The 13,511-nt window shown below is 73.2% G+C and carries 11 protein-coding genes; 5 read left to right on the forward strand and 6 right to left on the reverse strand.

The window, feature by feature from the left end:
• Positions 1-89: 89 nt before the first annotated feature.
• Entirely contained in the window at positions 90-1,499 is a 1,410-nt protein-coding gene (locus tag ACFU5G_RS15260; protein ID WP_377246096.1) for a CitMHS family transporter, read from the reverse strand.
• A 203-nt stretch (positions 1,500-1,702) separates the two neighbouring features.
• On the opposite strand from ACFU5G_RS15260, the gene ACFU5G_RS15265 reads away from it, so the two are divergent.
• Together ACFU5G_RS15265 and ACFU5G_RS15270 are read left to right on the forward strand one after the other, a co-directional pair.
• On the forward strand, positions 1,703-3,415 hold the full coding sequence (locus ACFU5G_RS15265) for an ATP-binding protein (RefSeq protein WP_377246027.1): 1,713 nt from the start codon (positions 1,703-1,705) through the stop codon (positions 3,413-3,415).
• The gene (locus ACFU5G_RS15270) at positions 3,412-4,104 is read left to right on the forward strand and encodes a response regulator (protein ID WP_377246030.1); all 693 of its coding nucleotides are present in this window, start codon (positions 3,412-3,414) and stop codon (positions 4,102-4,104) included. The genes ACFU5G_RS15265 and ACFU5G_RS15270 overlap by 4 nt, the downstream gene beginning before the upstream one ends.
• A gap of 73 nt (positions 4,105-4,177) precedes the next feature.
• Here ACFU5G_RS15270 and ACFU5G_RS15275 read toward each other — a convergent pair whose 3' ends face one another.
• Positions 4,178-5,197 (reverse strand): SGNH/GDSL hydrolase family protein, encoded by a 1,020-nt coding sequence (locus ACFU5G_RS15275; protein ID WP_377246033.1) that lies wholly within the window; start codon positions 5,195-5,197, stop codon positions 4,178-4,180.
• A 589-nt stretch (positions 5,198-5,786) separates the two neighbouring features.
• Between ACFU5G_RS15275 and ACFU5G_RS15280 the strand changes: the two genes are divergently transcribed.
• The gene (locus ACFU5G_RS15280) at positions 5,787-6,158 is read left to right on the forward strand and encodes a hypothetical protein (protein WP_377246036.1); all 372 of its coding nucleotides are present in this window, start codon (positions 5,787-5,789) and stop codon (positions 6,156-6,158) included.
• 67 nt (positions 6,159-6,225) lie between these two features.
• Entirely contained in the window at positions 6,226-7,200 is a 975-nt protein-coding gene (locus tag ACFU5G_RS15285) for an MsnO8 family LLM class oxidoreductase (protein WP_377246039.1), read from the forward strand.
• 18 nt (positions 7,201-7,218) lie between these two features.
• On the opposite strand, the gene ACFU5G_RS15290 is transcribed toward ACFU5G_RS15285, so the two are convergent.
• Together ACFU5G_RS15290 and ACFU5G_RS15295 are read right to left on the reverse strand one after the other, a co-directional pair.
• On the reverse strand, positions 7,219-8,460 hold the full coding sequence (locus ACFU5G_RS15290; RefSeq protein WP_377246042.1) for a sensor histidine kinase: 1,242 nt from the start codon (positions 8,458-8,460) through the stop codon (positions 7,219-7,221).
• Positions 8,457-9,125: a response regulator transcription factor gene (locus ACFU5G_RS15295; protein ID WP_377246045.1), complete on the reverse strand. Its 669-nt coding sequence runs from the start codon at positions 9,123-9,125 to the stop codon at positions 8,457-8,459. Before ACFU5G_RS15295 ends, ACFU5G_RS15290 begins: the two co-directional genes overlap by 4 nt.
• Positions 9,126-9,446: 321 nt before the next feature.
• On the opposite strand from ACFU5G_RS15295, the gene ACFU5G_RS15300 reads away from it, so the two are divergent.
• Positions 9,447-10,940, forward strand: coding sequence for a SulP family inorganic anion transporter (locus tag ACFU5G_RS15300; protein WP_377246048.1), 1,494 nt, complete (start codon positions 9,447-9,449; stop codon positions 10,938-10,940).
• A 41-nt stretch (positions 10,941-10,981) separates the two neighbouring features.
• On the opposite strand, the gene ACFU5G_RS15305 is transcribed toward ACFU5G_RS15300, so the two are convergent.
• Together ACFU5G_RS15305 and ACFU5G_RS15310 are read right to left on the reverse strand one after the other, a co-directional pair.
• Entirely contained in the window at positions 10,982-11,431 is a 450-nt protein-coding gene (locus ACFU5G_RS15305) for a hypothetical protein (RefSeq protein WP_377246051.1), read from the reverse strand.
• Between the two features lie 146 nt (positions 11,432-11,577).
• The gene (locus tag ACFU5G_RS15310; protein WP_377246054.1) at positions 11,578-13,473 is read right to left on the reverse strand and encodes a hypothetical protein; all 1,896 of its coding nucleotides are present in this window, start codon (positions 13,471-13,473) and stop codon (positions 11,578-11,580) included.
• Positions 13,474-13,511: the final 38 nt, after the last annotated feature.

Below are 13,511 nucleotides of genomic sequence, written 5' to 3' on the forward strand. Positions count from 1 at the left end.
GGGGCCCCCCCCCCCGTCACCGGGGCGGCGCCCGGGGGGCGGGGCCCCCGCCCCCCGCGACCGATGCTTTGCCGATGCCCGGCAGGTACTCAGGCGATGCCGATCGAGCCGACCGCGATCCCGACCACGAGCATCACCAGCGCCACCACCACGGCCCGCCACAGGACCTTCTTGTGGTGGTCGCCCAGGTTCACGCCGGCGAGCGAGATCAGCAGCAGGATGGCCGGCACCAGCGGGCTCTGCATGTGCACCACCTGGCCCGTGATCGACGCCCGCGCCATGTCGACCGGGTCGACGCCGAACGCCGCCGCGCTCTCCGCGAGCACCGGCAGGATGCCGAAGTAGAAGGCGTCGTTCGACAGGAAGAACGTCATCGGGATGCTCAGCAGCCCGGTGATCACGGCCGAGAACGCGCCGAGCTGGTCGGGGATGCTGCCCGACACCCACGCGGCCATGGCGTCGACCATCCCCGTGCCCTCCAGGACGCCGATCAGCACGCCGGCCGCGAGCACCATCGAGACCACGCCGACGATGGACGGGGCGTGGGCCACGATCCGCTGCGCCTGGTCCGAGACTCGGGGGAAGTTCGCGATGACCGCGATGGCGCTCCCGGCCATGAACACGTAGGCCAGCGGCAGCACGTCGGCCACCAGCAGCACCATCACGACGGCCGTGAGCACGAGGTTGAACCAGAACATCCTCGGCCGCAGGGTGGAGCGCTGGGGGTCGAGCATGCTGTCGGCCATCGCGGTGTCGTCCGGCTTCACCAGCGTCTGGATGGCCACGGTCGAGATGCGCTCGACCTGGGTGACGGTTCCGCCGCCGCGCGGGCCGGCCGTCCGGGTGCCCGCGCCGCCGCCCGAGCCCGACGGCCCGCCCGCGCCCAGGCCCTCCCCGGGCAGGTCGATCGTGCCGAGCCGGCGCCGCTCCAGCAGGCCGAGGTGCCACGAGAACACGAAGATCACGGCGAGCCCGGCCAGCAGGGACGGCACCATCGGCACGAACACGTCGCTCGGCGACAGGTCGAGGGCCGCCGCGGCGCGGGCGGTCGGGCCGCCCCAGGGCAGGATGTTCATGGCGCCGTTCGCGAGGCCCGCCACGCAGGTGAGCACCACCGGGCTCAGGCCGAGCCGCAGGTAGATCGGCAGCATGGCGCTCGTCACCACGATGAACGTCGTCGAGCCGTCGCCGTCGAGCGAGATCACCGCCGCGAGCAGGGCGGTACCCACGACGACCTTCACCGGGTCGTGGCCCACCACCCGCAGGATGACGCGCACGAGCGGGTCGAACAGCCCCACGTCGATCATCAGGCCGAAGTAGATGATCGCGAACATCAGCAGGGCTGCGGTAGGAGCGAGGCCCCCGATGGCGTCCAGCGCCATGTCGCCGATCCCGAGCCCGGCGCCGGCGAAGAGGCCGAAGACCGTGGGAACGATGATGAGCGCGAGCACCGGGGTCATGCGCTTGGTCATGATCAGCACCATGAAGGTGGCGACCATTCCGAATCCGAGCAGAACAAGCACGGGAGACTCCTTCGTCTGGCCGGCTGGGGGGCGGCAGGTGCGATAACCCGGTCACCCTAGGAACCGGTCGGCCCCCTCCGCGCGCTACTGCGCGTTCTGGCGGAATACCGCACAGAACTCGTTGTGCGCATTCTGCTCACCGCTCGGGAAGCCGCCCTGCGCGTGGTTAGCATGCGAACATGGCGACGAAGTTCACCACCCAGGTCAACCGGTCGATCGTGGCCGCGATGATCGTGGTGTCGCTCATCACGGTCGGGCTGTTCGCGGTCACCGGGTTCAACCGGCTCGTGCAGCAGACCCAGGAGTCCGCGCTGCGCATCGCGCAGACCGTGGCGCAGACCCCCGACGTCCGGGCGGGCGCCGAGGCGGAGTCGGAGCGGCAGCCGCCGTCGACCGACGCCGAGCTCGTCGCCGGCACCCTCGACGACTACGCCCGCGAGGTCGAGGACCGCACCGGCGCCCTGTTCGTGGTGATCACCGACGACACGGGGCGGCGTCTGGCCCACCCCAGTCCCGACGAGATCGGTGACCCGGTCTCGACCAGCCCCGACGCCGCGCTGCGCGGCGAGGAGACGGTGAGCTGGGAGCGCGGCACCCTCGGCGACTCGGCGCGGGCCAAGGTCCCCGTGTACGGGCTCGACCAGCCCGGGACCGTCGTCGGCGAGGTGAGCGTCGGGCTGCCGCCCACCGAGGTGTGGTCCACCGTGCTGACCGACGCCGTCCCGGTGGTGCTCTCGACGGTGCTCGCGCTCGCGGTCGGCGGGCTGGTCGCCCGCTTCATCACGCGCAGGCTGCGCGAGAAGACGCTCGGGCTCCAGCCCGAGGAGCTGCTCGCGCTGGTCCACGACCAGCAGGCCGTGCTCCAGGGGGTCGACGACGGGGTGGTCGGCCTGTCCGCCGACGACGTCGTCACGGTGTGCAACGACCGCGCCGCCGCCCTGCTGGGCCTGCACGACGCCGTGGGGCGCCCCGTCGAGGAGGCGGTTCCGCACGCGGGCGTCGTCGAGCGGATCAAGGAGCATCCGCCCGAGCCGCCGGAGCCGCCCGGGCCGCAGTCGTCGCCGGCCCCGCCGCTCGTCGTGGACGGCCGGCTGGTCTACGTCGACGTGCACGAGGTGCGGCGCGAGGACCGGCTGCTCGGGCGGGTCGTGATCGTGCGCGACGTGACGGCCGTCGAGGACCTGACCCGCCGCCTGACCGCCGTCGGCACCCTGGCCGGGGCGCTCCGGGAGCAGCGGCACGAGTTCGCCAACCGCATCCACGTGGTGACCGGGCTGGTGCGGGCCGGGGACACGGCCGAGGCCCTCGACTACCTCGACCGCGTCGGCGAGCACGGGCCGGTGCGCTTCCCGGTCGCCAACGCGGGCCTCGTCCGCGAGCCCTACCTGCAGGCGTTCCTCGGGGCCAAGGCGCTGGAGGCCGAGCGCCAGGGCGTGACGCTCCGCGTCGGCCCCGACGCCGACGTCAGCGGGTCGCTGCTGCACCCCGAGGACGTCACCACCGTGCTCGGCAACCTCGTGGACAACGGCATCGCGGCGGCGGTGGCCTCGCAGCGCTCGCCCCGCTGGGTCGAGGTGGAGGCGCTGCGGCACGGCGACGAGCTGCACCTGTCGGTCATGGACTCCGGCGACGGCGCGGCGGCCGACCCGTTCACGCCGGAGGCGCGAGCGGCGGAGCTCGTGGGCGCGGGCGGCAGCGCGGGGCCGGGGGAGTCCGGGGAGTCCGGCGCCGCCGGGCCCGCGCACGGCCACGGCATCGGGCTGCGCCTGTCGGCCGAGGTGGCCCGGCGGCACGGCGGCGAGCTGCGGCTCGCGATGGGCCGCACCGAGCGGCACGGCGCGGTCTTCGTGGCGCGCCTGGAGCAGCAGTTCGAACAGGAGGACGGCCGATGAGCCCGTCGAAGGACGCCGGTCCGGCGGTGCGGTTCCGCGTCGTCGTGGTCGACGACGACTTCCACGTGGCCCGGCTGCACACGCGCATCGTGGAGTCGGTCGAGGGCTTCGGGGTGGTCGCGACCGCCGGCACGGCGGCGCAGGCGGCCGCCGCGATCGAGGCCGAGCGGCCGGACCTCGTGCTGGCCGACATCTACCTGCCCGACGGCTCGGGGCTGGACCTCATCGCGGGACGGGACGTCGACGCCATCGTGCTCTCGGCCGCCGTCGCCACCGCTGCCGTGCGCAAGGCGCTGCAGCGCGGCGCGTTCGGCTACCTCATCAAGCCCTTCGCCGACGACGACCTCACCGAGCTGCTCCGCGCCTACGGCCGCTACCGCAACCTGGTCGACTCGCAGGCCGAGCTCGACCAGGAGGCCGTGGACCGCGCCCGCCGCGTGCTGCACGGCGCGGGGAACCGGGACGGCGCCTCGCGCCGGTCACCCACCGAGACCGCGGTCCTGGGGGCGCTCGCCGAGGCCGGGTCGGCGCTCTCGGCCCCGATGGTCGCCGACCGGGTCGGGGTCTCGCGGGCGACCGCCCAGCGCTACCTCTCGACGCTCGCCCACCAGGGGCACCTCGTGGTCGAGCTCCGGTACGGCTCGACGGGCCGCCCCGAGCACCGCTACCGCACGGCGGGGCGGACCTAGGCCGACATGGGCCCAGGGGCCACGCGCACGCGGATCGGGTCCGGTCGTGTCGCGCGGCCCCCGGGTCACCGGCTCAGTCCGACGACTGCGCCCGAGCCCACCAGGCGTCGAAGTCGACGTCCCGCTCCTTCGCCAGCTCTTCCAGGCGGGCCTTGGTCGGGGGCTGGAAGAGCTTCGGCTTGATCCTCCGGTCGGCGGCGGCGTACTTCTGCTGGAGCTGGGCCTGCTCCGCGGCGGCGTCCTCCGCCTCGGCGAGCACCGTGCTGGTCGCGGCGACGCTCGCGCCGGTCAGCACGCCGCTGACCAGCGGCAGGTAGCCGCTTGAATGACCCAGCCGGTTGGGGTGGTAGGACTCCTGGACGGGGTTCGAGAAGCCGTTGATCCACTCGGTCGAGTCGCACACGGCGTGGCCGGTGAACCGGCTGACCGGGTTGACGAAGGTGAACCCCCGGGCGGACGCGGCCGTCTGGGTGACGGAGTTGATGTGCACGACGGCGTTGTTCAGCGCCGTCTCGTCCTCGGGGCTGAAGAAGGTGGCCACGTTGCAGTCCTCGCCCATGAAGATCTTCGGGTAGCCGACGACGACGACCTTCGCGCTCGGCGCCCTCGACCTGATGGCCGCGTAGAGCGTGTTGAGCCGGCCCGGGAGCGTGCCGGAGATGAACGTGCGCGCGGCGCCGACCGCACCGGCGCAGTCGCTGGCCCACGCCGGCAGGGCGCACTCGGTGAGCACGTCGGCGAACCCGGCGTCGTTGCCGCCGACCGAGATCGTGACGTACCTCGTGCCCGTGCCCAGCGCGCTGAGCTGGGTGCTCGTCACGTCGGAGACGACGGCTCCCGAGCAGGCCCGGAAGTTGAGGCTGTAGCCCTTGGCCGCCGCGGTCAGGCTGGCGTAGGCGTAGGTGGAGCGCAGGCACTCGGTGCCGTCGGCGATGTACGACCTGGTGCCGGTGCCCGAGGAGTAGGAGTCGCCGAGGGCGACGTAGGACTCCCCGGCGGCGTACGAGGGTTGGGCCGGCGTCGTCACCAGCCCGACGGTGGCAAGGGTGGTCGCCGCGATGGTGGCGACGATGCTCAACAGGCGTTGCTTCATGTGGGCAGCTCCCTGAAGGTGGGTCGGGGCACTCCAGTTGTGACCCGATCGCTACCTTTATAGGAGATTTCACCCACTTCGCACAATGTCTAGCAAATGAATACTCAAGATTTCGTCAGCGGCGGTGATCCGGCGGGCGCCGGCCCCGTCGGTCGGTCCTCGTTCCTCGTCGGATGCCGACCAGTCGGAGTCCACGTCGCGGACGAAGACGTTGAGGCGGTCGCGCCACGGCGCGAGGTAGGCGACTCGCGTGCCGTCCGGGGACAGCACGGCGCGGCTCCGCGTGGGCGGGCCGAAGAGATCCTCGACGGTGATCAGGTCCGGGGTGGTGGCCGGGTCCGGCGTGGTGGTCCAGCTCGTCGAGCAGCTCGTCGACGCCCGCCAGGTCGGCGAGCTCGCTGGAGCACGCCGGTCAGACGCCGTCCGGCACGGGGCACTTCACGGGGCGTCCTCCTCGGGCCGAGCGGGGAGGGCACGGTCGGTGAGTCCCCGGGTGCACACCATACAATTCTGGCCGGTTCCGGTCAGTGGCCTGCACCGGTCGCCGCGGCCCTTGCGCCGGGTGGGTGCCGGTGGCTAGACAGCCCTCATGCACCCAGGAGGAGCCGTCGAGATCCGGGCGGAGTCAGGGATTCGGGTCGCCGTCGTCGAGCTGCTCGCGGCACGGGTCGCCGGGGCGTCACCCCGCGAGCTGGCGCGACGGTTCGACGCGGACGCGGACACCGGGTTCGAGGGCGTCGCCCTGCTCGGCGAGGCGCTCGCGGTCGAGCACGTCGACCTGGACCCGATCCGCGCGGAGCGGGACCGGGCGGTGGTGACGGGCACCTGCCGGGCCCGGGCGCGCGCGACCGGCCTCGTCCTGGCCGGGGAGTTCGTGCTCGACGTCGCCGTCGGCTCCGACGGGCTCATCACGCGCTGGCGCGTGCTCGAGGAGCGCTGGACGGTGCCCGGTCCGACGTAGCAGGCCGGGCGCGGTGGTCAGGGGAGCACCGGGAAGCGCCCGGGTGCGTGAGTGGTTGACGCTTCGCGTGAGGCTCTCCCTGCTGGACCGTTCCCGCACCCGTACGGGGTACCCCGACGGCGCCGCGCTGACGCACACGATCGAGCGGGCGGTGTCGGCCGAGCGGCTCGGCTACCACCGCTTCTGGGTCGCCGAGCACCATGCCGTGCCGGGGATCGCCTCGGCGTCGCCGCCCGTCCTGCTCGGTGCGCTCGGCGCCCGCACCAACAGCATCCGGATCGGGTCGGGCGGCGTGATGCTGCCGCACCACCAGCCGCTCGTCGTCGCGGAGCAGTTCCTGATGCTCGACGCCCTCTACGCGGACCGGGTGGACCTCGGGGTGGGGCGCACCCTGGGCTTCACGGAGCCCGTGCGCCGGGCACTGAGGCGCGGGTCGGACGCACCGGACACCTTCGAGAACGACATCGAGGAGCTGCGTACGTACCTCGACGGCACCGCGGCGGTCACCGCCCGGCCGGCCGCGGCGCGCACCGTGCCGGTCTTCGTGCTCGCCACCGGGCGGGGGCTCGCCGTTGCCGCGCGGCTGGGGCTGCCGGTCGTCGTCGGCGGGCCGTTGCTCGACCGCCCTGAGCTGACCGACGCGCTCGCCGCGTACCGCAAGGAGTTCCGGCCCTCGCCGCGCGCACCGGAGCCGTCGGTCACGGTCTTGACCGACGTGCTGGTGGCGGACACCGACGCCGACGCCCGGGAGCTGGCCCTTCCGGAGGCGTGGGCGATGGCCCGGTCCCGGCAGACGGGCGAGTTCGGTCCGCTGGAGCCGGTCGCGGTGATCCGTGCCCAACCCTGGAGCGGCCAGCTGCGCGAGCGCGTCGAGGCGCAGCTCGCGCAGGGCGCCGTCGGCTCCCCGACGACGGTGGGCCGCCGGCTCGTCCGGCTGGCGGAGGCCACCGGGGCGGCGGAGATCATGGCGTTCAGCTCCACCTACGATCGTGCCGCCCAAGCCGCTTCGGACGCTGCGCTCCGCGAGCTGCTGCACGGCTAGCTCCGGCGCGCCCACCGGTCAGCCCCGGTTGAGCCCCGCCACGGGCACGGGCGCCTCCCGGTTCCCGCGCGGGATGCTCGACGCCGGGAACGACAGCGCGAAGGTCGCACCGGACCCCGGCGCGCCGTCGATCGTCAGCTCGCCGCCGTGGGCCGTGACGATCTCGCTGACGAGCGAGAGACCCAGTCCCAGCCGTACGCTGCCCGCCTTGTCGTGCGACCCGCGCCGGAACCGCATGGTCAGCTCGCGCGCCCGGGCCGGGTCGAGGCCCTCGCCGTCGTCGATCACGGCCACGGCGACCCCCGTGCCGCGCGGCCGCAGCGAGATGACGATCCGGCCGCCGTCGGACACGTGGGCCAGGGCGTTGTCGACGAGCGACGACAGCGCGCGGCGCAGGGCGGTGGTGGTGCCCGTGACGACGTAGCCGGTACCCGGCTGGGCGTCGACCAGCAGGTCGACGCCCGCGAGCTGGGCCCGCGTGGCGAACGAGGCGCGGACCTCGCCGGCCAGCACGCCCAGGTCGACCGGCACGCGGGGGAGCGGCCGGTGCTGGATCTCCGCGGCGAGGAGGAGGTCGTCGACCACCTCCGCGGCGATCTTGGCGTCCTGGGTCAGCTGCTCCAGCTCCAGCCGCTGGGCCTCGTCGTGCGCCGGACCGCGCTGCAGGAGCTGGGCCCGGGTGAGCAGGATCGCCAGCGGCGTCCGCAGCTCGTGGCTGACGTCGGAGACGAACCGCCGCTGTGACGCCAGCGCGTCGCCCAGCGACCGGACGGCCCGGCGGCCGAACGCCCAGCCGAGCACCGCCGAGGCGAGGACGCCGAGGGCGCCGGCCGCCAGCGACAACCGGGCGAGCCGCTCGGTCTCCTCCTGCTGCTCGACGAAGTTCATGATCGCGGTGACGCGGGTGCCGTCCGGTGACTCGCCGACATAGGCGAGGAACGGGCTGCCGCAGACGTCGACCCGGGACTGGCCGTCGGGCAGCCGCGCCGCGGTCTCGCGCACGTGGCGCTCCGGGCAGTCGGTGGGCATGCCGTCCACCACCACGGTGTCGGTGCCGTCCAGGGTGACGTGGTGGCTCCCGGCCTCGGCGACCTTGGCCTCCAGCTTGACCTCGGACGCGTCCCGCCGCGCCTCCAGCCCCACCACGTACACCAGGGCGATCACGGCGGAGACCACGATCCCGACCGCGGCGCCGGTCTGCAGGGCGACGGCGAGGGAGGCCTTGCGCAGCAGCCGGCGGTCGCTGATCGCAGCGCTCACGTCGCGCCGAGCTGGTAGCCGAGGCCGCGCACCGTGCGGATCATGCCGGCGCCGAGCTTGCGCCTGAGGTAGTAGACGTAGGTGTCCACGGCGTTCGGGCTGTCCGCGTTCTGGAAGATGCGCCGGTGCAGCTCCTCGCGGCTGCGCACCCGGCCCGGGTTGGCCGCGATGACCCGCAGCAGCGCGCACTCCTGGGCGGACAGCTCGACGGGGTCGGCGTCGGGGGAGAGCACCCGCCGGGACGCGACGTCGAGGCGCCGTCCGCCCAGGTCGATCACGGGCGACGTGTCGCGGTGCCGGCGCAGGAGCGCCCGCAGGCGCGCGAGCAGCTCGTCGCTGTCGAACGGCTTGACCACGTAGTCCTCCGCGCCGGCGTCCAGGCCCTCCACCCGGTCCTCGGTCGTGCCGCGGGCGGTGAGCAGCATCGTCGGCGTCGTGATGCCCCGCGAGCGCAGCCGGCGGACCAGGTCGACGCCCTCCATCGCGGGCAGCGTGCGGTCGATGACGAGCGCGTCCCACCGGCCCGTCAGCCCGTGGTGCAGCCCGGCCTGGCCGTCGTAGACGGGGACCACGTCGTAGCCCTCCGCGGTCAGCAGGCGGACGAGCAGCTGCGAGAGGCGCCTGTCGTCCTCGACCAGCAGGAGACGGCGGGCGTCGAGGTCCATGCGGTGATTCTTTCACCCACCCTCCTGTTTCACCCGCCCTCTGAGGTGGCTCTGAGATTCAGTCCCAAGACTTGGTCTCAGCAGGGACACGCCGAATCACGGCCTCGACCCGTACCGGGTCGCCACATGCACCTCACCTACCCGACGTTCCGCACCATCGTCGACGACCGATGCGCCCCGGGGGCGCACCAGGGGGTATCTGATGCAGCATCTTCTCGTTCATGCCCGTTCCTTCGCTGATCAGGCTCGGTCCTTCCGGACACGCGCTTTCCGGGTTCGTGCTCTCCAGGCTCGTTCCTCCGCCGGCAAGGGCGCGCCGCTGTGAGCGCGCCCGGGAGCGCGGCGGCAGCCCCGCCGTCGTCGCGGCGCCGGACGTTCCTCGCGGACCTGACCGCCTCGTTCGTGGTCTTCCTCGTCGCCGTCCCGCTGTGCGTGGGGGTCGCCGTCGCCTCCGGCGTACCGGCGGAGCTGGGCCTGGTCACGGGTATCGTCGGCGGGCTGGTGACCGGGTTCCTCCCGGGGAGCAGCCTGCAGGTCAGCGGACCGGCCGCCGGGCTGACCGTGCTCGTCTACCAGGCCGTGCAGCAGTTCGGCCTCTCGGTGCTGGGGGTGCTGGTGCTCGCCACCGGGCTGCTCCAGCTGCTGATGGGCGCGCTCCGGGTGGGACGCTGGTTCCGCGCCATCTCCGTCTCGGTCGTCGAGGGGATGCTCGCCGGCATCGGCCTGGTGCTGATCGCCGGGCAGCTCTACTCGATGGCCGGGCTGGGCGCACCCGCCACGAGCCTCGCGAAGATCGCCGGCCTGCCCGGCATGCTGGTCGACGTCGTACGCTCGCCCGCCGCGCTCACGTCGTTCGCGCTCGGGCTGGGCACGATCGCCGTGCTCGTCCTGTGGGCGCGGATGCCCCGCCGGCTACGGGTGGTCCCCGCACCCCTGGTGGCCGTCGGCCTGGCGATCGCGGCGGGCGCGTTCCTCGGGCCGTCGGTGGCGATGGTCGAGGTGCAGGGCCTGGTGGACTCGATCCAGCCGCCCGGGCCCGATGACTTCCGCCGGCTCGCCGAGCTCGGGGTGCTCGGCACGATCCTCGCCTTCACGCTGATCGCCTCGGCCGAGAGCCTGTTCAGCGCCGCCGCCGTGGACCGGCTCCACGACGGGCCGCGCACGCGCTACAACCGGGAGCTGATGGCGCAGGGCGCGGGCAACGCGGTGTGCGGTGTGCTCGGCGCCCTGCCGCTGACCGCCGTCATCGTCCGCAGCGCGGCCAACGTCCAGGCGGGGGCGCGCACCAAGGCGTCCCGCGTGCTGCACGGCGTGTGGCTGCTGCTCTTCGCCGCCCTGGTGCCGGCGGCACTCGGTCTCATCCCCGTCGCGGCGCTGGCCGGGGTGCTGGTGCACGCCGGCTGCAAGCTCATCCCGCTGGCGGAGATCCGCCGGCTGTGGCGTGAGCACCGGGGCGAGGCGCTCGTCCTGACGGCGACCGCGCTGGCGATCGTCTCGGTGGGCATGTTCGAGGGCGTGCTCGTGGGGCTGGCGCTCTCGGTGGTCAAGACCGCGTGGGACACCTCCCGCGTGCACCTGGACGTGACCGACCCGGGCACCGGCCCGCTCACGGTGCGCCTGAGCGGCAGCGCGACGTTCCTGCGGCTGCCCAAGCTGCTCGACCAGCTGGAGGCGCTCCCGCAGGACCGCCCCGTCGAGGTCGACCTGTCCGACCTGCACCACCTCGACCACGCCTGCCGCGCCTCCCTGGAGAACTGGGCGGCCCGGCACAGCGCCGAGACCGTCGAGCCGGTGCGGTTCGCCCAGCGGCTCTGAGCGGGGCAGGGGCCGGACCCGCACCCGGTGGTGCGTGCTCGTCACGCCTGGGCACGCCGCGAGAAGCGGGTGCTCAGCGCCCAGATCACCAGGAGGTAGAAGGCGATGATGATCAGGCTCCAGACGGGGTAGTACGGGATGAACGCGAAGTTCGCCAGGCACGCCAGGCCGGCGAGCACGATGCCGGTGACGAACGCCCAGGTCTGGCGGGCCAGTACCCCGATCCCCGCGGCGAGGGCGAGCACGCCCAGGACGATGTGGATCCAGCCCCAGGTCGTCACGTCGAACGCGTACACGTAGTCGATGCCCGTCACGTACACCGTGTCCTGGGCCACGGCGGAGATCCCCTGCAGGACCTGGAACAGGGACACCACGATGAGCATGGCGCCCCCGAATCCCGCAGGGCTGGGCGCGTCAGGTGGCGGGCCGTAGTAGGCGACCGGGGTCATCCCGGGGTAGGGGTCGGGACCGGAGGGGTGTGCGGCGGTCATGTTCGCTCCTTGTCGAGCAGGAACGACGAGGTCAGTCCTCGCCGGAGACCTCGCGGAGCGCGCGGTCTCCCGTTCCCTGCCCACTCCAGCTCCCCGGTGGTCGCGCGCCCTCACCCGTTCTCGGTGAAACGGCGGCGTCCGAGTCGTCAGGAGCCGTAGAGCTCCACCTCGTTCAGGAACGCGGCCAACGGGTCGGTGATCGCGTTGGGATCGCTGATCCGCAGGTACTGCGCCGATACCGGCGCGCTGAACGGGCGCAGGTAGCCGTCCCGGGCGGACCGGGCCGGGGTCGACCACGACTGCCCGTCGTCCGAGACCTCGATCCGCAGGTCGGCGCCGCCCTGCAGGAATGCGTAGGCCCCCACCCCGGTCAGCCGATAGGCCCGCGGCAGCCGCAGGGTGAGGCTGCGGTCGGGCGTGACGGTGCTGGTGTCGGGCCGGACGTCGCCGTCGAAGGCGAAAGCGGCATACGACTGCCGGCACCCGGCCGGACCCTGCGGGCAGGATCCGTAGCGGCTGAAGGTCGGGTCGAGCACGGTCAGCTCGTCCCGCTGGAACATTCCGGGCAGATCGAGCCGGCCCGTCCGGCCGTTGTCGACGGTGACCGTGGTCCGCCACAACCCGTTCAGCGTTCCCTTGGGGTAGCCCGAGGCGCGCTGCGGGCACTCCCAGCCGCGCGGGTTCTGCGCGGTCGCCGGGCAGGGGCAGCCCCAGCCGGACGCACAGTTGTCCCCGACGACGTACAGCTGGTTGCCGCCGATCGCCTCGATGCCCATCGTGGTGCTGGAACCGAGGTGCCGCATCGGCCGGCGGACCCGGTCCCCGTTCGCGTTGTAGGGGTCGAACGTGTACCAGCCGTCGGCGTCGCCACCGGCGGTCGGCGTGTTGCTGTAGAGCACGAACGGCTCCGACCAGGTGGTGCCCCGCCCGTCGTACGAGACCCGGAGCAGGTTGTCGGGCCGGCCGGAACCGATCACCAGGGCGCCGTTGCCCAGCAGCTCGACCGACGGCGAGTTGCCGCCCTCGGCGGCCAGCCGGGCGCTCGCGTCCAGCGGGCTCCAGGGGCCGGCGGCGCTCTGGGTGCTGGAGCGCCGGACGTAGAGGGCGACGTTCGCGGGGATGTTCGGGGTCGGCGACCCGCGCAGGTTCTCGTCCTTGCGGATCACCGCGACCAGGCCGCCGTCGCTGGTCGGGGCCAGGCTCGCCTCGTTGTACATCTCGGTGGTCGACACCGCCAGCTCGCTGCGGACCGTCCACGTGACGCCGTCGTCGGTGCTGTCCGCGACCGCCGAGAAGTACGCCCAGCCGTGCTTGTCGTTGTACCGGCCGTACACCGTGGTCAGCAGGGTCTGGCCGTCCGCGGCCAGGATCGGCCCCTGGTAGAGGCGCGCCCACGCCACGTCGTTGCCCCGGGCCGGGAAGCTGACCGTCGCCTCGCCGGCCCGCCGCCAGGTGTCGCCGGCCAGCATCCAGCGGTCGAACTTCCGCCGGCAGGACAGGTCGGTGCACCGCTGGGCGGCGGGCAGCGACTTGGTGGTCACGCTGCGGTCCTCGAACGTGAACCCGTAGACGGCGCCACCGGCGACCGCGAGCCGCACGAAGTTGGACGGCGGGACGTAACCGTCCGCGCTGTCCATGACCTCGAAGTTCCCGCCGTTGCGCGACTGCCGCAGCACGGTCCCGCCGAGCCCCACGGCGTCGCGGTTGGTGGAGTGCCCCAGCAGGTAGCGGGAGCTTCGAACGCCCTCGCCGTTGGTGGAGGACCCGTTGTACAGCGACGGGAAACCCATGAAGCGGGTGTCACCGGCTCCGTACCCGCTGAAGATGACGGCCGGTGGGTAGGTGACCCCGCCGGCCAGTTCTTGAGCAGCCTGCACCTGAGCGGCCGGCATGTGAGCGGCCGGTACCTGAGCCGACGGCGGGGTCGCACCGGCAGCGGCCAGGCCCGGCCCCGGCAGGGCCGTGGCGATCAGGATGATCAGCACCGTCAGGGCGAGCCGGCGCCTCCGGCCGGCCGCGAGACTGGATCGTCGATCGGGCACACGAACCTCCGGAGATCAGCACTGATCGGCTTCGAGCG

Source organism: Promicromonospora sp. NPDC057488 (assembly GCF_042802395.1).
Lineage (GTDB): Bacteria > Actinomycetota > Actinomycetes > Actinomycetales > Cellulomonadaceae > Promicromonospora.

What these genes read in the sequence shown, in the direction of transcription:
- ACFU5G_RS15260 (WP_377246096.1), bottom strand. Translation starts at nt 1,499, where the DNA reads ATGGTCGCCACCTTCATGGTGCTGATCATGACCAAGCGCATGACCCCG.
- ACFU5G_RS15265 (WP_377246027.1), top strand. Translation starts at nt 1,703, where the DNA reads ATGGCGACGAAGTTCACCACCCAGGTCAACCGGTCGATCGTGGCCGCG.
- ACFU5G_RS15270 (WP_377246030.1), top strand. Translation starts at nt 3,412, where the DNA reads ATGAGCCCGTCGAAGGACGCCGGTCCGGCGGTGCGGTTCCGCGTCGTC.
- ACFU5G_RS15275 (WP_377246033.1), bottom strand. Translation starts at nt 5,197, where the DNA reads ATGAAGCAACGCCTGTTGAGCATCGTCGCCACCATCGCGGCGACCACC.
- ACFU5G_RS15280 (WP_377246036.1), top strand. Translation starts at nt 5,787, where the DNA reads ATGCACCCAGGAGGAGCCGTCGAGATCCGGGCGGAGTCAGGGATTCGG.
- ACFU5G_RS15295 (WP_377246045.1), bottom strand. Translation starts at nt 9,125, where the DNA reads ATGGACCTCGACGCCCGCCGTCTCCTGCTGGTCGAGGACGACAGGCGC.
- ACFU5G_RS15305 (WP_377246051.1), bottom strand. Translation starts at nt 11,431, where the DNA reads ATGACCGCCGCACACCCCTCCGGTCCCGACCCCTACCCCGGGATGACC.